The sequence below is a fragment of the Cohnella rhizosphaerae genome, from assembly GCF_029525575.1.
GTDB classification, from domain to species: Bacteria; Bacillota; Bacilli; order Paenibacillales; family Paenibacillaceae; genus Cohnella; species Cohnella rhizosphaerae.
On sequence record NZ_JAPDIA010000007.1, the window covers coordinates 23446 to 40224 of the forward strand.

The 16779-nt window shown below is 55.4% G+C and carries 20 protein-coding genes, 1 tRNA gene and 2 pseudogenes; 15 read left to right on the forward strand and 8 right to left on the reverse strand.

What is annotated here, in order from left to right; genetic code table 11:
* Positions 1 to 45: 45 nt before the first annotated feature.
* From OMP40_RS17865 to OMP40_RS41895, 5 genes and pseudogenes are all read left to right on the forward strand, one after another.
* The gene (locus OMP40_RS17865) at positions 46 to 294 is read left to right on the forward strand and encodes a DUF3343 domain-containing protein (protein WP_277533458.1); all 249 of its coding nucleotides are present in this window, start codon (positions 46 to 48) and stop codon (positions 292 to 294) included.
* A gap of 1 nt (position 295) precedes the next feature.
* The gene (locus OMP40_RS17870; RefSeq protein ID WP_277533459.1) at positions 296 to 1225 is read left to right on the forward strand and encodes a mechanosensitive ion channel family protein; all 930 of its coding nucleotides are present in this window, start codon (positions 296 to 298) and stop codon (positions 1223 to 1225) included.
* Between the two features lie 3 nt (positions 1226 to 1228).
* Positions 1229 to 1480, forward strand: a complete 252-nt coding sequence (locus OMP40_RS17875) for a DUF951 domain-containing protein (protein WP_277533460.1) — start codon at positions 1229 to 1231, stop codon at positions 1478 to 1480.
* Between the two features lie 49 nt (positions 1481 to 1529).
* Positions 1530 to 1620: transfer RNA gene (locus OMP40_RS17880), tRNA-Ser, on the forward strand.
* Between the two features lie 550 nt (positions 1621 to 2170).
* Positions 2171 to 2770, forward strand: a pseudogene (locus OMP40_RS41895) (tyrosine-type recombinase/integrase).
* 409 nt (positions 2771 to 3179) lie between these two features.
* On the opposite strand, the gene OMP40_RS41900 reads toward OMP40_RS41895, so the two are convergent.
* The 6 genes from OMP40_RS41900 to OMP40_RS17905 all read right to left on the reverse strand — a co-directional run bounded on the left by OMP40_RS41900 (position 3180) and on the right by OMP40_RS17905 (position 7419).
* Positions 3180 to 3782, reverse strand: a complete 603-nt coding sequence (locus tag OMP40_RS41900) for a tyrosine-type recombinase/integrase (protein ID WP_420871995.1) — start codon at positions 3780 to 3782, stop codon at positions 3180 to 3182.
* 436 nt (positions 3783 to 4218) lie between these two features.
* Entirely contained in the window at positions 4219 to 4473 is a 255-nt protein-coding gene (locus OMP40_RS17885; RefSeq protein WP_277533461.1) for a hypothetical protein, read from the reverse strand.
* A 73-nt stretch (positions 4474 to 4546) separates the two neighbouring features.
* Positions 4547 to 5758 carry a cation:proton antiporter gene (locus OMP40_RS17890; RefSeq protein ID WP_277533462.1) on the reverse strand — a complete coding sequence of 404 codons (1212 nt, stop codon included), beginning with the start codon at positions 5756 to 5758 and terminating at the stop codon, positions 4547 to 4549.
* Positions 5716 to 6255 carry a cation:proton antiporter regulatory subunit gene (locus tag OMP40_RS17895; RefSeq protein WP_277533463.1) on the reverse strand — a complete coding sequence of 180 codons (540 nt, stop codon included), beginning with the start codon at positions 6253 to 6255 and terminating at the stop codon, positions 5716 to 5718. The genes OMP40_RS17890 and OMP40_RS17895 overlap by 43 nt, the downstream gene beginning before the upstream one ends.
* Positions 6256 to 6443: 188 nt before the next feature.
* The gene (locus OMP40_RS17900) at positions 6444 to 6806 is read right to left on the reverse strand and encodes a hypothetical protein (RefSeq protein WP_277533464.1); all 363 of its coding nucleotides are present in this window, start codon (positions 6804 to 6806) and stop codon (positions 6444 to 6446) included.
* 427 nt (positions 6807 to 7233) lie between these two features.
* Positions 7234 to 7419: a YjzC family protein gene (locus OMP40_RS17905; RefSeq protein ID WP_217596506.1), complete on the reverse strand. Its 186-nt coding sequence runs from the start codon at positions 7417 to 7419 to the stop codon at positions 7234 to 7236.
* A 170-nt stretch (positions 7420 to 7589) separates the two neighbouring features.
* On the opposite strand from OMP40_RS17905, the gene rpsF reads away from it, so the two are divergent.
* The 3 genes from rpsF (at position 7590) to rpsR (ending at position 8863) form a co-directional block, all read left to right on the forward strand.
* A complete protein-coding gene (rpsF, locus tag OMP40_RS17910) occupies positions 7590 to 7874 on the forward strand; it encodes a 30S ribosomal protein S6 (RefSeq protein WP_277533465.1) in 285 nt (94 codons plus the stop codon).
* Positions 7875 to 7955: 81 nt separating this feature from the next.
* Positions 7956 to 8507, forward strand: coding sequence for a single-stranded DNA-binding protein (gene ssb, locus OMP40_RS17915; RefSeq protein ID WP_277533466.1), 552 nt, complete (start codon positions 7956 to 7958; stop codon positions 8505 to 8507).
* A 23-nt stretch (positions 8508 to 8530) separates the two neighbouring features.
* Positions 8531 to 8863 carry a 30S ribosomal protein S18 gene (rpsR, locus tag OMP40_RS17920; RefSeq protein WP_217596509.1) on the forward strand — a complete coding sequence of 111 codons (333 nt, stop codon included), beginning with the start codon at positions 8531 to 8533 and terminating at the stop codon, positions 8861 to 8863.
* 772 nt (positions 8864 to 9635) lie between these two features.
* Here the strand turns inward: rpsR and OMP40_RS17925 are convergent.
* Entirely contained in the window at positions 9636 to 10124 is a 489-nt protein-coding gene (locus OMP40_RS17925) for a tyrosine-type recombinase/integrase (RefSeq protein WP_420871996.1), read from the reverse strand.
* A gap of 627 nt (positions 10125 to 10751) precedes the next feature.
* Between OMP40_RS17925 and OMP40_RS17930 the strand changes: the two genes are divergently transcribed.
* The 7 genes and pseudogenes from OMP40_RS17930 to OMP40_RS17960 all read left to right on the forward strand — a co-directional run bounded on the left by OMP40_RS17930 (position 10752) and on the right by OMP40_RS17960 (position 16135).
* Positions 10752 to 11072: an HD-GYP domain-containing protein gene (locus OMP40_RS17930; RefSeq protein WP_277533468.1), complete on the forward strand. Its 321-nt coding sequence runs from the start codon at positions 10752 to 10754 to the stop codon at positions 11070 to 11072.
* Entirely contained in the window at positions 11047 to 11403 is a 357-nt protein-coding gene (locus OMP40_RS17935; RefSeq protein WP_277533469.1) for an HD-GYP domain-containing protein, read from the forward strand. Before OMP40_RS17930 ends, OMP40_RS17935 begins: the two co-directional genes overlap by 26 nt.
* Complete coding sequence (locus tag OMP40_RS17940; protein WP_277533470.1) at positions 11403 to 11831, forward strand: chemotaxis protein CheW; 429 nt, start codon at positions 11403 to 11405, stop codon at positions 11829 to 11831. The genes OMP40_RS17935 and OMP40_RS17940 overlap by 1 nt, the downstream gene beginning before the upstream one ends.
* A 47-nt stretch (positions 11832 to 11878) precedes the next feature.
* Positions 11879 to 13468: a methyl-accepting chemotaxis protein gene (locus OMP40_RS17945; RefSeq protein ID WP_277533471.1), complete on the forward strand. Its 1590-nt coding sequence runs from the start codon at positions 11879 to 11881 to the stop codon at positions 13466 to 13468.
* Between the two features lie 117 nt (positions 13469 to 13585).
* Positions 13586 to 14026 carry a CBS domain-containing protein gene (locus tag OMP40_RS17950; protein ID WP_277533472.1) on the forward strand — a complete coding sequence of 147 codons (441 nt, stop codon included), beginning with the start codon at positions 13586 to 13588 and terminating at the stop codon, positions 14024 to 14026.
* Positions 14027 to 15297: 1271 nt separating this feature from the next.
* Positions 15298 to 15558 (forward strand): annotated as a pseudogene (locus OMP40_RS17955) (amidohydrolase family protein); the annotation flags it as partial.
* A 193-nt stretch (positions 15559 to 15751) separates the two neighbouring features.
* Entirely contained in the window at positions 15752 to 16135 is a 384-nt protein-coding gene (locus tag OMP40_RS17960) for a hypothetical protein (RefSeq protein WP_277533473.1), read from the forward strand.
* A 52-nt stretch (positions 16136 to 16187) separates the two neighbouring features.
* On the opposite strand, the gene OMP40_RS17965 is transcribed toward OMP40_RS17960, so the two are convergent.
* Positions 16188 to 16769 (reverse strand): dihydrofolate reductase family protein, encoded by a 582-nt coding sequence (locus OMP40_RS17965; RefSeq protein ID WP_277533474.1) that lies wholly within the window; start codon positions 16767 to 16769, stop codon positions 16188 to 16190.
* Between the last annotated feature and the right edge of the window lie 10 nt (positions 16770 to 16779).

A 16779-nucleotide genomic window follows, 5' to 3' on the forward strand; every position in this document is an offset into this window, starting at 1 on the left:
TGTTCGGGTTGCACGCTAGCAATCAAGCAAGAAGAGGGAGAAGCTATGGATCCTATATTGATCGCGTTCGACTCGACGCAGCAGGCGCTGAGGGCGGAGATGCTGCTTGAATACGCCGAGATAGAGATCGATATCCGGCCGACGCCGAAGGAGATCACTGCAGGCTGCGCGCTGTCGATCGAATTTCCGGATGAAGCTTTGGAGCAGGTCAAAAGGATTATCGCCGACGAGAAGGTAGAAATTCGCGGCTTGTTCAAGCCGGCGCATACCGGCTACGAACGAATCGATCAGTGAGGTGAAGCGGCAATGTCCCGATATCCACAGCCTTATTTATTGGAAGGTGCGGGGGGAGTCCATTGAAAAAAAGCTTACGCTATGGCAGCAGTTTTTAGACGATATCTGGGATTCGTTAAGCGATACCCACATGTGGATGAGCGTGCTGAAGGTCGTGCTGCGAATTCTGGTTATCCTTATCGTCAGCCGGATCGTCCGCATCGTGATCAATCGCGTCGTCGATAACTTCATGAATCCGAAAGCGTCGAATCGGCTTAAGCTCAGGACGAGAAGAGTTCAGACGGTGGGCAAGCTGCTTAAGAATACGGCGACGTATATCATCAACTTCATCGTGCTGCTGCTCGTGCTCAACGAGTTCGACATCAATCTTGCGCCGCTGCTCGCGGGAGCGGGCGTGATCGGTCTGGCCATCGGCTTCGGCGCACAGAGTCTGGTGAAGGACGTCATCACGGGATTTTTCGTCATCCTCGAAGATCACTTCTCCGTCGGCGACGTCATCGAAGTCGGAGGCAAGTTCAAAGGAACGGTGGAGATGATCGGGCTTCGGGCGACGCGGATTCGCAGTTGGACCGGCGAGATTTATATTCTGCCGAACGGCAACATCTCCGACGTGACGAACTACTCGGTTAACAATGCGCTCGCCGTGGTGGATGTGTCCGTAGCCGCGACAGAGAATCTGGACCATATGGCGGAGATCGTCAAAAGCGCGGCGGCGAAATTCGAGGATACGAATATCGTGGGCAGGGCGGAGTTTCTTGGCATTCAGTCGATAACCGCGAGCGACGTGATCCTGCGACTGACGGTGCTGTGCCGGCCCAACACGCAAGCGACCGTATCCAGGCACCTGAATGCGGAGGTTAAAAAGGCGTTCGAAGCTGCGGGCAATCCGCGTTATTATTCGATCGAAGCGATGGAGAGGGCGGGGAGCTAACGGATGGAGAGGAAGGAGTTCGGACTCGGCGACATCGTTCAGATGAAGAAGCCGCATCCTTGCGGCGCCAACGAGATGGAGATCATCCGAATGGGGATGGATATCCGGATCAAGTGCGTCAAGTGCAAGCACAGCATCCTGCTGCCGCGGGCGAAGTTCGAGAAAAGCATGAAAAAAATGCTGCAGGCAGCGCCGCGCGAAGAAGCGGAATCCGCCGAAAAAAGAAGCGGAATAAACGCGTCCAAACCGATCTAAAATCAGGGTTGCAAGTTGTCCGAAACTGTGATACGATATTCCTTGCTGCGGAGAGGTACCCAAGTGGTCCAAGGGGGTTGACTCGAAATCATCTAGGCGTCGCAAGGCGTGCGTGGGTTCGAATCCCACCCTCTCCGCCACCACTCGCAAAAGCCCGCTATTATGCGGTTTTCAATGCGGAATGTACTACTATAGCTGACCGCGAAATATACGTTAAAGCGCTAGCTGATTACATAACGCCTAACTGATTCGACCTTCTACGCGAAATAAGCGTGGGAGGTTTTTTCTTTATGGATAAGCGCACAGGTAAAAAAACGGTATCAAGCCGCCAGCCGATCGCGGAGATCGGGCTCCCCTCGTGTACGCTACGCGAGGCAATCCATACGTAATGCGGATTAAGCTCGCAAGCAACTTGAAGGAGAGAACGCTTGGCGGCTACATAAAGAACATGAGTTACTTCGCGGAATGATTGGAGGAGCGTCACGGTAACGTAGAAGTTTCCGCTATCACAACCGTGATGTTGCGCGAAGGATAAGGAGTATTACGGAGGCCATCCGTTTAAATCGGAGTATGCAGCCGGCCGTAAAGGACTCTCACCAGCCTCCGTAAACGTCCGTATACACGTTCTGAGGACGTTCTAAGCCGCGAGGAGGTTATCGGTCATAATCCGGGGCTCTAAACGTGTCTCTGATGCGCCAGAACGTCGATACGGTGGTTCCTTTGACGCGTGAGGAGCTGCAGCGATTCTTGAAAGCTCCGGATCAAACGCGGTGGGCGCAGTGGAGGGTTTACGTCGTCCTCGTCTTAATCTTGGATACGGGAATGCGACTAAACGAAATATGCACGGTCGAGAAGCCAGAAATCGACTTCATACGGAAGCAGTTCGTTTTGCCGGTGGTTAAGAATAAGAATCGTAAAAGTCGCGTCTTGCCCTTGTCCACGGAAACGGCCAGATTGATGCGGCAGTTTATTGCGAGTCTGAACGGCACTTTGAATCGACTTACGTATTTACAACGAATTACGGAGAACCATTAAACGAGAAGACATTGCAAAAAGATGTTCGATAATTACGCGAAGAAGGCGAAGTTCGACCGATCGGTATCACCGCATGTATTGCGCCACAACTTCGCTACAATGGCGGCAGAGAACGGAATGTCCGTATTCCACCTGCAGAAGCTTCTAGGACACGCTGAGATCGCCACTACGCGTAAGTATGTACAATTGAGTGCGGAGTCTGTTGCGGAGCAGCACGCGAGGTTTAGCCCATTAACGAACTTATTAAAAAAGTAAAAAAGTAAATGACTAAATATTAGGCGAAAACTTACCGCGACGGTCGACGATTGTTATGTGTGGGTGCACGGAAGATGTTGTATAATGTAAATATGACGGGCGAACCGAAGAGAAAGGAAAAATAACTGAAGACGAGTGAACTTATAACCATCCTGATTAATTTTGGAATGTTAGTGGTGGCCCTGCTCGGTGTTGCTGTATCGATTATCGCACTGGTGATTAAATAAACGAAAAAGAGGCCCCTAGTCTTGGCGGACAAGGCCCCTATTTTCGAAACACTAATGCTTCGTTCGCTTTAGTCATGTAGGCCGTTATCTGCAAATAACGGTCTCTTTTTATTTTGCTACAAAAGCAAAGGGAACGCAACATTTTTGTTGCATTGAAAAGCGATTTTTGATATATTAGTCCACTATCCCTGTAGAAGTTGTTTTAATGGACTATATAAAGAGTGGCGCTCCGCTACGTTTTTCCCCCACATATCAACGTAATGTAATGTTTGGGTAAGTGTCGAATGCCCCATAATATCTTTAAGACTAAACGAATCTCCGCCGTTCTCGATGTACATTCGCGCGCTCGTATATCGGAACGTATGAGGAGAGCAACGTAATGGTAAGCGCGCTTTTTGTCCGAGTTTCTTGAAGTAGTCGTTTACTGAGAGACTTTTTAATGGTTCATTAAATTCACTGACAAATAATACGTCCATGTCTAACTTTCCGCGAACCTTTATATATTGGCGTAGAATCTTGCTAAATGTCTCTTGGAATGGGACATAGCGCTGGCGCCGACCTTTACCGTTAATAAGGATTAGACCGCGATTCCATTCAATATCGTTAAGACGAATAGTGAGTGCCTCATCTCGTCGAATAGCTGTCTCAAGCCAAAGCATCATTATAGTGTAATTTCTCAGACCACAGAATGTATTTCGATCGTTCAGAGATATTACACGCTTCAATTGATCACGACTGAATGTCTCAATAACGGACCTCTTCGCCTTTAGTTGGCTTACGTTCAAAGCGTTTCACGGTAAGTACTGACGCTCAACTAGCAAGTTACCGAATACCTTCCATGTCCGTATATTCTGGTTAACGGTTGCCGGTTTGATTCCGTTGTTTAAGCGGAAAATAACATATTCCTCTACGAGTTCCGTAGTTAGCTCCGAAAATATCCGGAATCTCCAAATATATGACCATCTCCGTAATGTGACCGCTCGCTGAACGTTGATATGACGGGCTTTTTTACGAGTACAGACGCCAACAATCCGACTCGAAATCATCTAGGCGTCGCAAGGCGTGCGTGGGTTCGAATCCCACCCTCTCCGCCATACATAAGTCATCAAGCGGTTCCCATCCGGGAGCCGCTTTTTTTGCGGCCGTTTTGCGCAATTTTGCGCAATAAAGAAGAGACCCGAATACAACATGCGGGTCTCTTCTTTTTTCATGGGACGGCGTTCATCTTCTTCTAAGCGGAATCACCTCGATCGAGCAAGCCGGATCGATGTCTCGGGCGATCCGGGAGAGGGCGACCGCTTCGATTCGGAACACGGGATAGCCGAGCGTATCGCCGTGCGCCCATACGCGTTTTAGTTTGAGCTGCGCCGAGATCGCCTCGTGAATGTCGTCCGCCCGACGGCTGGTCACGCATGCGATACGGTTAAGGGATAAGCCGAGCGACGGGATGCGAGAAGCGTTTTTGGAGATATCCATAGCTGTCCTCCTGATTCGGTGAGATGGAGATGCTCAAAAATCGGGATAAGTTAGGATAAGACCGATTCACTCGCTACGCAGCCTGATTGTCCGCCGAACGGTTCCATCTGAACACCTTCCCGATCAGCTTGTGAATGTGCTTGGATTCTTTCGTCAACAGCGGACCGAGAATCGCCAGAATGAGGACGTACAAGGCGGCAAAGGGCTGGAGAATGACGAGAAGGCCGCCGGCCTTCGCCATGTTGGCCATAATAATGGAAAACTCCCCGCGGGCCACGATCGTTAACCCGACGTTGGAGGAGGCTTTGCTCGACAGACCGGCGCTGCGGCCCGCCAGAAGGCCGGCGGCATAGTTGCCGATCAAAGTGACGACGACGGCGCCGAGGGACAGCCAGAGCGCATCCGCAAGCGTCAGCGGGTCGATGGTGAGGCCGAAGCTGAAAAAGAAAATCGCGCCGAAGAAATCGCGGAAAGGCAGAATGAAATGTTCGATCCGCTTGATATGCTCGGTCTCCGCCAGCACGAGGCCGAACAGCAGCGCGCCGATCGCTTCGGCGACGTGGATCGTCTCGGAGAAGCCAGCGACGAGGAAGAGACCGCCGAAGACGATGAGGCCGAACAGTTCGTTCGAGCGGACGCTGAGCGCCTTGTTCAGGAGCGGCACGCACTTGCGGCCGACGACCAGCATGAAGAGCATGAAGGCGAAGGCGATGCCCGCGGAGCCGAGGACGCCCCAGACGGAGGAAGAATCGCTCAGGACGAGGCCGGACAAAATCGAGATATAGACGGCGAGGAAGACGTCTTCGAACATAATGATGCCCAAAATGAGTTCGGTCTCGGCATTCGCCGTTCGCTTGAGATCGACAAGAACTTTAGCCACGATGGCGCTGGAGGAGATCGTCGTAATACCGGCCATGACGAGCGTCTCCGCCAGCGGGAAGCCCGTCAAAAAGCCGTACGCAAGGCCAAGCGTGAAGTTGATCGCGATGTAGATCGTGCCGCCGAACGCGATCGACTTGCCGGACCGGAGCAGCCGGCCGACGGAAAACTCCAGCCCGAGGTAGAACAGGAGAAACAGCACGCCGATCCTTCCCATGAACGAGATCAGCGAGGCGCTCTCGATGAAGCGAAAGTCGAGATGCCAAAGTTTAAAAGAATGGGGTCCTACGGCCATGCCGATCAGGATATAAAACGGAATGACCGAAAAACGCAGCTTGGCGGAAATGAGTCCAGCGAGGGCGATCAGTGCCACGGCCAAGCCGACTTCCAGCACGAGATGGTCCATATTAACCCTCCCCCGCCGGTCAGGATGCTTTTGAGCGCCTTCAGGTTTTCCCGTTCGCCCGCGGCGATCAGCATGGAATCCGCGGTCAGCATGAAGTCGGGGCCGGGCGTGATATGCTTGGCATGGTCCTTCTCGACGATCGCAAGGATCGTGGCGCCGGTGCGCTGCCGAATCCCAAGGTCGCCGATCGAGACGCCGACGCAAGGGCTGCGGGCCTCCAGCTTGAACCATTCGATGACGAGGTCGTTAAGCGCGATCTCGATCGATTCGAGCGTGCGGGGCTTGTAGGTCATGCCGCCGACGATCGCGGCGATCGAACGCGCCTCGTCGTCGTCGAGCGTGATCATGGAGATGCTGTCTTCGGGGTCGTCGTATTCGAAATGATAAAGCTCGCGGCGGCCGTCGTCGTGAATGACGACGACGAGCCGGTCGCCGCTGCGCGTGAGGATTCGATACTTCCGCCCGACGCCGGGCAGATCCGTCTCTCTGATATCCATGGACAACATCCTTTCTGTATGCGGAAGTTCAGCTCATGAATGAGCCTAAGGAAAGAAACCTGCCGATAAATGACGGCAGATGAGGGTGCAGACAAAATCGCGAATAAGCGTCAAACGAGGGAGAAGAAAGGACAGACCGAAATACACGCTGCCTAATTGAAGGCGCGAGCTGCTGTCAAATAGACGGATTAGGAGACGTAAGTGGAGGAAAACTGAAGCGGCCGCAGCAGGCGTCTGCGCAGCAGGACGTGCACCGAGGCGATATGCGCGCGGTGATGGGCGGGAAGACGGTAAGGAAGCCTGGATAAACGCAAGATTAAAGCGTATATGAGGAACAGCATGGGAGTGCCCGGTCTCGGCTTGGGTGCCGCAGAATCGGGCGTGCGGGATTGAACGTGCGTATGGAACTCGGTGCCGCGGAGGTTAGATGCGGCGGATTCGCCGACTGTCGATTCCAACGTAGGAGTAGGCGTCGAGAAGATCATGAATACGGCTAGCAGCAGCCAGGCGATCAGATCGCCGGCAGAGCGCGTCGGATTCATTTTAGTCATCGGCAGCCCCCCCTTTTAACTATAACTTAACCATAGTGTAGCACAGTTTAACCATCCTTATCAAAAAGTAAAACGCCCAGGTTGTCCGATACCGACATCGAACCAAGGTGAATCCGGGGTAACGACCACATGACGAAAGCATGACGAAAGACCCCTCGCGGGGTCTTCCGGGCGACGTTAATCGAAGCTGGACTTCCTGTCGTGCGTGACGTTGCCGGTTCATCCCGGCGCTTCGGCTCGTTGAAGGTTCGCTAACGCGATAACGTGCATTGCAGGACCATGTCTGCGACACAACCCCTCGCTTCCTACTCCGTCTTCGACGTTCCTCCTGCGGGTTGTTGCCTGCAAAGGTTCAACGGAACCAACACCTCTCTGTTCGTCGCCGGTAATTAGAATGTCCGGCCCCGGGCGGCGTTATACGCGCCCTTTAAAATTGTTTGACCCTTTTCCATTTGCGATTGTGGTTGGTCGTCTCCGGAAAGCGCTCGCCCTTCTCCAGCGTCACATGCTTGGGGTCCTCGATGTTCATGTGAAAAGCGTCCTCGCCGACTTCCATGTAATGACCGCCGTTCGGCGCGCGGTCGCCCGGTTCGAACTGTGTCTGTTCGCCCATGGATGATCACCTCCCGGCCTTAGTGTTGCGGGAAAAACCTTGCGGTATGCGGGCGAATGTGATAAATTATTCGGGTATGCGTTAAAAAAGGCATACTCCTTGCTCCTCGGCCGCGGACAGGTTCTGCGGTATCGAATCGGGGGGCCAAAGACCAAAAGGAGGTAACGAAGATGCGCAACTACGAGTTGATGTACATCATTCGTCCGGACGTGGACCAAGAGTCCGTTCAAGCTGTCACGGAGAAATTCCAGGGCATCATCGCGAACGGCGGCGAGATCACGAAGCATGAGGTACAAGGCAAGAAACGCCTCGCTTACGAGATCAACAAGCACCGCGACGGGACGTATGTGCTGGTTCATTTCACGGCCGAGCCGGCTGTTGTCACCGAACTGGAACGCGTACTGAAGATCACGGACGAAGTCATTCGTCACATCGTCGTACGCGAAGTCGCTTAAGGCAGTCGCTTAAGTCAGCACAGCACGCAATACCCGGCGGCTAACGCCGTTCAAGTCGTCACTCGCAGGAGGGGACCGAAGATGTTGAACCGTGTTATTCTGATCGGACGCTTAACCAAAGATCCCGAGCTTCGCTATACGCCTGCGGGCGTGGCCGTAGCCCAATTCACGCTGGCTGTAGACCGCCCGTTCTCCCGCGATTCCGGCGGGGGCGAACGCGAACGCGAGGCGGACTTCATCCCGGTCGTCACTTGGCGCCAGCTGGCCGAGACATGCGCGAACTACCTTCGGAAGGGCCGTCTGGCCGCCGTCGAGGGGCGCATTCAGGTGCGCAACTACGAGAACAACGAAGGTCGCCGCGTCTATGTCACCGAAGTCATCGCAGACAACGTACGCTTCCTCGAATCGCCGAACCGCGATGGCGGATCGCAAGGACGGGACGAGTACGGCGGAGGCGGTAACGGCGGCAATAGCGGCGGCGGAGGATATGGCGGTGGTGGTGGCGGCAATTACGGCGGAGGCAACTCCGGCGGCGGTCGCAGCTCCGGCTCCAGAGGCGGCAACAACCAATCGGATCCATTCGCGGACGACGGCAAGCCGATCGACATATCGGACGATGATTTGCCATTCTAAGACAGGGAAGGACGGTACTATAAATGAGCGAACAACAAGCACCAGCCGCTCGTGAAGAGCGCACGTATACGCCCCGCGAGAACCGCGGACCGGGCGGAGGCGGCGACCGCGAACAACGCGAGCCCCGCAAGTTCCGTCGCGGACGCAACAAGCGCCGCAAAGTTTGCTACTTCACGGTAAACAAGATCACGCACGTCGACTACAAGGATCTGGACCTGCTCCGCAAGTTCATCTCCGAGCGCGGCAAGATTTTGCCCCGTCGCGTGACCGGCACGAAGGCCAAGTACCAACGTATGCTGACGGTTGCGATCAAGCGCTCCCGCCAGATGGCGCTGCTGCCTTACACCACCGACTGAGTCGGGTGACCTTACAGGCTGCGGATAACGACAGCCAGGGCTATGTCCTCCATGAGGGCATAGCCTTTTAATATTTGCTCTAGAAAGCAGGGCAGACGGACTTTGGCGTGCCGGCGTTTTTCATCAATGGGCGAATCGAAAAGCCTGCATTTGTACATGAATGTCCGATCGTCCCACTGGAAATAATGAAAAGCCTGCAAATATACAGGAAAATTCAAAGCACAAGCTGAAAAAGAGACCGATGAAGAAAAATAAATGCGTATTTGCAGTTTTTCGTTTAAAAGGATCGATATTGGCGAAAATAACTGTATAATTGCAGGCTTTAAGGCGAACGTGTACCGCGGGCGACGACCGGCGTGCCCAGTGCGGGATATCGCGCAATTCCCCTTCGCGAGATGAAGCAGCGCATATCGGCGGATAGGCGGTTGACAGGCATTGCGCACGATCAGGCTTCGACTAACCGCTATAGATCGCTAAGGCTAAAGCCATTCCCCCGGACGGACTCTCATGTAACCTATACATTACGATAAAAATCCCCGACCTCTGCAAATGCGGCAGCGTCGGGGATTTGCTCGTGTTGAGCGTAAAATCCGCTGTATGGGTAAGGGTGTAATGACGTATACTGCTTATGTAAATCGATGTCGTACAATTATAGTTGTACGACATTGGGCCTAAATTTATACCAAAAAAAAACAAAATACTACAATACATTATAGGACAATAGACATAATCCGACAATATGAATTCAAGCAAACCTTTAAAAAAAAAGCGATTAGGCGCCACTTCCCAATCCCGTTATGCTCTCCTCCACAAAGTCGGTCGCGGATTTCTTGATTTGTTCGACGGTGTGGAGATAGCGCTGGGTCGTATTAATATGCGTATGGCCCAACGTCTCCTGCACTTGTTGCAGCGAGGCGCCGCCGAGCAGGGCGAGCGTGGCGCTGGTATGCCTGAGCCAGTGAGGCGTAGGCGTCTTGCCGTGCAGCGCCTTGGAGGCTTCCTTGATAATACGTTCAATGTGCCTCGGCGATAGATCGAACAGCCGCGAAGAAACGCCTGCCGTAATCATCCCTTCAGGTCCGGCTTTCATATAATCGGACAAATGCTTCCATAGTTGGCTCGGCACCTTGATCTCCCTGCTTTTCCCCCTTTTCCCGCAATGACATTCAGCCATACCGTCGTCTCGGACGGATTGAAGTGAAAGTGAGAATGGCGAATAGCCGCCAGCTCGGAAACCCGCAGTCCGAGCGTAGCCAGGCAAAGACCGATCAAATAATTGCGGAAACTCTGGGCACGGAGCGCATGCAGCAGCATTTGGAGCTCTTCAAGCGTAAGAAAATGGCGGGAGCTCGTTACTTTGACGGACGGAAGCTTCACGGACGTAGTCGGGTTTTTGAGGAACACGCCGATATTCGGATCGCTGCCCCACTTGTATAGCGATTTCAGAGGCGCGACGAGAGCGGCGACGCTGGCTGCCGATAACGGTTTTTTTTGTGCGATTTAACGTTCCTCGCGTCAAACCCAGTTTAAAAAATTCAATTTCCCGCCACGTAACCTTGGATAGTGGGGTTTCACCTAGAAATTCTCTGAATTGCTGAATCGCCCTGCGGTAATTCCGCTGCGTGTGGGCCGACTTTTCGAAGAGGGACAAAAAAGATATCGACAACAGCGTCGTCATCCATCGTGCCGACCGATTCATCATCGGTTAAGGTCGCTGAAGCGTGTTCCACCATACTTAGCCTGCCTGCCTTTCCTGGGTCGTACAACTATAATTGTCCGACATTCGTATCGTTCGAATAAACAAAACGGAAGGAGAATCGCGGTAACGATTATTCTTTTTTTATTTCAACGGCATTTTTGCCCAAAAAAAATTAAATTCGGAGGCCACATGCGCAATAGCATCCCATTGCTGAACAAGCTGACGCCAGAGTCCGGCATGACGATGAATTGGCTGGAAACCCTAAGGGACAAGCACGCCGATACCTATAGACACAGTCTCAGGGTAGCTTGGCTGGCGGAAAAGCTCACTTCGTTGCTGCCGATCGACGATGCGCAAAGGCAGGAGATCGTAAGCGGATGCCTGCTGCACGATATCGGCAAATTGGTCATTCCCAATGAAATCCTGGATTCGATCAAACCCCTCACCAGCAAGGAGTGGGGGGCTGATCAAAGAGCATCCTCAGTTGGGGGCGTACCTGCTCCGAAATGAAAACATCGGGCTGACGACGATGGACGTCGTTCGTCATCACCACGAAAAGTGGGATGGGACGGGATATCCATCGATGCTCAAAGAGGATGAAATTCCTTTTGGCGCGAGGGTGTGCTGCGTGCTGGATGCCTTCGACAGCATGGTCGTCGATCGTCCCTATCGCAGAGGAAAATCGATAGAGGAGGCTATCGCCGAGCTGTTCGCCCATGCCGGATCTCAGTTCAGCTTGCCGATCGTCGAATGCTTCGCTTCGATGGCCGACCAGATCCGCATTTTCTACACGACGCCTGTCCGCAGCCAGCCTGGCGAACCGGGAGGTGAAGTCCAATAATGCACGACGAAAGGGAGCAGTACGTGGAATGCGGTCTGGCAGGACAACGTTACGCCATTCGCATATCGGAGATTCAGGAGATTATCCGAATGCAGCGAATAACGCCCTTGCCGGAAGCGCCTTATTATGTGCAAGGCATAACGGGTCTTCGGGGCAGCATTCTCCCCGTCGTTTGCTTAAGAAAGCTGTTCGGCATTCCCGAGAAGACGGAAGACAAGCGTACGAGAATCGTCGTCGTCCAGCATGGAACGGCATCGCTCGGCATCATCGTGGATCATGTGAGCAGCGTGCTCACCTTCGAGCAGATACAAACAACCGAAGGATCTTTAAACCGACAGCAATCCAGCCTTATCGCGATAGGCAAGCATGCCGACGGCCTTTTCGGAATTATCAGCATGGATAAGGTCATGGAGAGCCTCTACGCCTAAAGCAGAAAACAAATCGCAAAATCTAACGAGCATAAGGGGTGGAGAGCATGAAATGGTTTTACGATTTGAAAACGAGCGTCAAATTGATTGCTTCGTTTATTGTAATGGCGCTGCTCATGGCGATCGTCGGGATCTACGGACTGAACGGACTTGGTACGAGCAACAGCAACCTGAAGGACATGTACAACAACCAGCTTATCGCCGTACAACAGCTATTAATGGCGCAGTCGAACCTGAACGAAGTACGGACGCAGGTGCGCAAGCTGTATATGACCAACGCCGAATCGGATAAACAAACCGTTCGCGATAAAATAACCGATACGCAAGCGCTTGTTCAAGCCGGATTGGATGCTTTCCAGAAAACCAAATTGTCGGAGACGTCCGCCAGCAAGATAGATCCCTTGCTGGAAGGATGGACGCAGTATCAAAAAAGGACGGAGCAGCTGTTGGCTTTGGACAAAAGCGGGGCCAACGACGAGATGAAGGCGTTCATCGACGGCGATTATACGACCACCGCCCAAGCGTTCATGGCTAAACTGGGAGAGCTCGTCAACATCAACGTAGGCGAAGCGGAAGCGGCGAGAGACAAGGGGGAGAAAAGCTACAACTCGGCCAAGATCACGACGATCGTCATCATCGCGCTTGGCGTTCTGATCAGCGTCATGTTCGGCTACTGGATCGCCAAAATCATATCCGGTCCGATCGCCAAGGTCGTCGAGCTGCTGAAACGGATAGCCGACGGCGATCTGAGACATACGACCGATATCCGTACGAAGGACGAGATAGGGATACTGGCCGACGCAGCCAATACAACGGTGATCAAGCTTCGGTCTACCGTGCAGTCGATCGCGGACAGCGCGCAGAATCTGTCGGCCGCGTCGCAGGAGATCTCGGCGAGCACGGAAGAGGTCGCCAGCGGCAGCATGAGCCAGGCGAACGCCGCCATTTCGATCAGCGAACTGTTCAAGGATCTATCCTCCGCCATACATACGGTAGCGGGAAATACGGAAAAGGCGTACGAAATATCCGACACGACGATGAAGAAAGCCCAAGACGGAGGAGAGATCATCAGGGCCTCGGTCGACAGCATGTCCAAGGTCGAAGCCAGCATGGCGCGTCTGGAGGAAGACTCCAACCTGATCGGAGAGATCATCGAGGTGATCGACGATATCGCGGACCAGACGAATCTGCTCGCATTGAACGCGGCCATCGAGGCGGCGCGGGCGGGAGAGCAAGGACGCGGATTCGCGGTCGTCGCCGACGAGGTGCGGAAGCTGGCCGAGCGGAGCACGGAGGCGACCAAGCAAATTACGGGGATTATTAAAGGCATGCAGCAAAATACGAAAAGCAGCGTCGGCGCGGTGCAGGATTGCGCAAGCTACTCCAGGAGCACGGGCGAAGCGTTCGACGGCATCAGCGATCTCGTCAACAAGACGAGCCATATGATGTCCGAGATCGCGGCCGCAAGCGAAGAACAGTCCGCGCAGACGGCCAGCGTGCTCGGCTCGGTGGAGAGCATCTCGAACGCGAGCCAGCAATCCGCCGCCGCCAGCGAGGAGACGGCCGCGGCCGCGCAATCGTTGGCCGTATTGGCAGAGGACCTGCAGCGCGCCGTTTCTATTTTCAAAACGGTCTGATGCCCGATGCGGATGGATCGATCTGGCGCCGCTGGCGGCTGCGTCCTTGGAGACACTTCGGAACGCGTGGTATAATGGGGTGGATTCGAATCGCAACGCGCTAGAGGAGAGGAACAAATGAATATCGCGTTTTTCCTCCTGCCGAAGCAGGAGGTCGTATGCCTGCCTTCGAACGCCACGCTGCGCCAGACGCTCGAGCGGATGGAGCGCCATCGGTATACGGCCGTGCCCGTGCTCGGCGAGGACGGGAAGTACGTAGGGACCGTTACGGAAGGCGATTTGTTGTGGTATCTCAAAAATCGCGAAGGGCTATCATTCGAGCAGACCGCTCGCATTCCATTATCTGAAGTGCCTCTGCGTACGACGAACAAGCCGGTCCAAATCGATGCCAATATGGAAGATCTCATCTCGCTCGCCAAGGGCCAGAACTTCGTCCCGGTCGTGGACGACACCAGCGCGTTCATCGGCATCGTGCGTCGCAGCGATATCATCGACTATTGCGCCGGATCACTGATCGGACACGGCACGGATGATAAGAAGGTAAAACGGGAAGCTTAAAGGTGGAAAAGGATGGCATCGCAAGCAGCGGACGCCATTCGAAGCTACCTTGGAGGAATCCCGCATGAATAAAAGAAAACGCTGGAGAGCGGTCGGTTATTCGATCGCTCTCCTCGCGGCAGCCTCGGTCGCTGCCGCGGCTGTTAGAGGAAGCGGCAGTCCGTTCGGGTATCCGGGACGGTACGCCGCTTCTTTGAGTCGTCCGGAAAAAGCGGCGCCGGCGGCTGGGAGCGCAAGCACATGGCAGGCCGAAAGGACGGAGCCGGCATCTGCCTTGGACGAGCCGAGCGCAACGGAGCTGGGTCGCGTGTACGACATTGTCATCGCGGGCGGCAGGGTGATCAATCCGGAGACGGGCCTCGACCGCAGCGGCGTCAACGTCGCCGTTCAAGGCGGCCGCATCGCGCTGGTGACGGAGCGGCCGGTCAAAGGGCGGCGCACGATCGATGCGCGCGGGCTGGTGGTCGCGCCGGGCTTTATCGACAATCTGTCCTACGACCCGAACCCGCTCGGCGTCTGGAACAAGATCGCCGACGGCGTCACGTCCAATATCGCCATGCACGGCGGCACGGACGCGCCCCGCAAGTGGTACCCGTACTATGCGCGCGCGAAGACGCCACTCCACTATGGCGCCTCCTTCTTCTATACGAAGGCGCGCAACAAGCAGGGCATCGGCCTGTACACGCCGGCGACGGCCGAGCAGACCCGTCGCCTTGCGGCCGAGGCGGAACAGGCGCTGCAGGACGGCGTGCTCGGCATCTCGTTCAGCCTGGAGTACGTGCCGGGCATCGGCGCCGAAGAAGTGCTGCCGCTCATGCGGCTCGCATACAAGTACAACGTGCCGGTCTATTTTCACGCCAGATACTCCGACATGACCGAGCCGGGCACGAACATCGACGCGATGAACGAGATTATCGGCTATGCGCGGGAGACCGGCGCATCCGTCCACGTCGACCACATCAACAGCACGGGCGGCACCTTCTCCATGAAGCAGTCGCTGGACATGCTGGCGAAGGCGCGCGCGGAGGGGCTCGATATCACCGCTTGCACGTATCCATACGACTATTGGGGGACGTATCTCAATTCGGCGCGGTTCGACGCGGGCTGGCAGGAGCGCTTCGGAATCACTTACAAGGACCTGCAGATCGCGGGGACGTCGGAGCGCCTGACGGAGACGACGTTCGGCACGTTCAAAAAAAGAGGGAAAACTCGCGGTCGCTTACGCCATTCCGGAGCGGGATATCGAGGATTCGCTGGCCGCGCCCTTCGTCATGATCGGCAGCGATGCCATTCTGGAGCCGGGCAACAACAATCATCCGCGCGCTTCGGGCACGTTCGCCCGCACGGTCGGCCTGTACGCGCGCGAGCATCGCGTCATCTCGCTCATGGACGCCGTGGCGAAGATGTCGCTGATGCCGGCCAAGCGTCTCGAACGGCAAGCGCCGGCGCTGCGGAAAAAGGGGCGGATCGCGCGCGGAATGGACGCGGACATCGTGATCTTCGACTATGCGAAGATCGGAGACCGGTCCACGGTCGAGCGGCCGGAGCTGCCGTCCGCGGGCATCCGCTACGTGCTGATCGGCGGCCGGATCGCGTTGGACGGCCTAGGGCTGCACAAGAGCGTTCGCGCCGGCGAGCCGATCCGCAGCGCGTTCGTCCGCGTGCCGGCAGGGGGGAGCGGGCGCGCTCACGCTGCAATCGGCAGAAGGAGCGAAGCTGGCGGCCGTGCCGGCAGTCGCTTATCGCGGCCGGACTTATGCGGACGTAAGGGTGCTGGAGGCGTTGGGTTATGCATTGAGCTGGGACGTCAGGACGCATACGCTGGCGGCCGAACGCGGGGAGACCGGGCAGGCAGCCCGCATGGAAGGATCGAACCTCGAGGCCGGCAAGAAAATCCGGGAAGCAATGCCGCCGTTCTCGTCGCGGACGGGGCCGCAGCCGGGCGAACTCATGCTCGAACGCGGACATCGGCTGGTCTGGAACGGCGGAAGCGTCGAGCTGCTATCGATCGATAACGGAGACTTTATGCCGTTGTCCGTGCTGGAAGAGATGGGGCTGCGCGCGCAGCCGAAGGGACCGGACGCATGGACCGTCCGGCCGACGGCGTAGCGGGAGGCCGGCCCGGGCTGCGCGCGCAGCCCGGGCCGGCGAAGATGCTCCGTCACCTTTCAAGGTCGAGGGCGTAACTGGTCAGCAGATTGCCGGATTCGAACGCCCGCGACTCGATCAGCGTGAGTCCGATCTGCGCCCGGTCCGGAAATAACGTCTTGCCCGCGCCCGCTACCACAGGCGTGACGATAAAAATAAACTCGTCGATCAGCTTGTCGCGCGCAAGCTGCCGCACGATCGAGCCGCTGCCCAGCACAAGAATGTCCGTATCGGCGCTATGCTTGAGCTGCCTGGCGACCTCCGACGGAGATTGGTCGTAGAATCGCGTGTTCGCCCATTCCGATGCGGCCAGCGTTCTGGAAAATACGATCTTCGTCATGCCCGCCAGCTCGGCGGCGATCTCCCTGTCGTGGGATGGCGCGTGCGAATTGTGAAGGACAGGCAACCAGTAGCGCTCGAAACCTCGAAAAGTGGCGCCTCCCAACATCAGCGTATTCATGCTGCCCCCCATCTCATGGGCGGCTCGATCGACCTCCGGATCGTGGACGAACCAGTCCATTCCGAAGTTCTCTTCGTTCGGGCTGGCAAAATAGCCGTCGATCGATATCCGGTTTAACATTTTGATTTTGCGCATGCGTCATCGC

What these genes read in the sequence shown, in the direction of transcription:
- OMP40_RS17940 (WP_277533470.1), top strand. Translation starts at nt 11,403, where the DNA reads ATGCACGACGAAAGGGAGCAGTACGTGGAATGCGGTCTGGCAGGACAA.
- OMP40_RS17875 (WP_277533460.1), top strand. Translation starts at nt 1,229, where the DNA reads ATGGAGAGGAAGGAGTTCGGACTCGGCGACATCGTTCAGATGAAGAAG.
- OMP40_RS17965 (WP_277533474.1), bottom strand. Translation starts at nt 16,769, where the DNA reads ATGCGCAAAATCAAAATGTTAAACCGGATATCGATCGACGGCTATTTT.
- ssb (WP_277533466.1), top strand. Translation starts at nt 7,956, where the DNA reads ATGTTGAACCGTGTTATTCTGATCGGACGCTTAACCAAAGATCCCGAG.
- OMP40_RS17890 (WP_277533462.1), bottom strand. Translation starts at nt 5,758, where the DNA reads ATGGACCATCTCGTGCTGGAAGTCGGCTTGGCCGTGGCACTGATCGCC.
- OMP40_RS17950 (WP_277533472.1), top strand. Translation starts at nt 13,586, where the DNA reads ATGAATATCGCGTTTTTCCTCCTGCCGAAGCAGGAGGTCGTATGCCTG.
- OMP40_RS17900 (WP_277533464.1), bottom strand. Translation starts at nt 6,806, where the DNA reads ATGACTAAAATGAATCCGACGCGCTCTGCCGGCGATCTGATCGCCTGG.
- OMP40_RS17905 (WP_217596506.1), bottom strand. Translation starts at nt 7,419, where the DNA reads ATGGGCGAACAGACACAGTTCGAACCGGGCGACCGCGCGCCGAACGGC.
- OMP40_RS17865 (WP_277533458.1), top strand. Translation starts at nt 46, where the DNA reads ATGGATCCTATATTGATCGCGTTCGACTCGACGCAGCAGGCGCTGAGG.
- OMP40_RS17930 (WP_277533468.1), top strand. Translation starts at nt 10,752, where the DNA reads ATGCGCAATAGCATCCCATTGCTGAACAAGCTGACGCCAGAGTCCGGC.
- OMP40_RS17945 (WP_277533471.1), top strand. Translation starts at nt 11,879, where the DNA reads ATGAAATGGTTTTACGATTTGAAAACGAGCGTCAAATTGATTGCTTCG.
- OMP40_RS17885 (WP_277533461.1), bottom strand. Translation starts at nt 4,473, where the DNA reads ATGGATATCTCCAAAAACGCTTCTCGCATCCCGTCGCTCGGCTTATCC.
- rpsR (WP_217596509.1), top strand. Translation starts at nt 8,531, where the DNA reads ATGAGCGAACAACAAGCACCAGCCGCTCGTGAAGAGCGCACGTATACG.
- rpsF (WP_277533465.1), top strand. Translation starts at nt 7,590, where the DNA reads ATGCGCAACTACGAGTTGATGTACATCATTCGTCCGGACGTGGACCAA.
- OMP40_RS17895 (WP_277533463.1), bottom strand. Translation starts at nt 6,255, where the DNA reads ATGGATATCAGAGAGACGGATCTGCCCGGCGTCGGGCGGAAGTATCGA.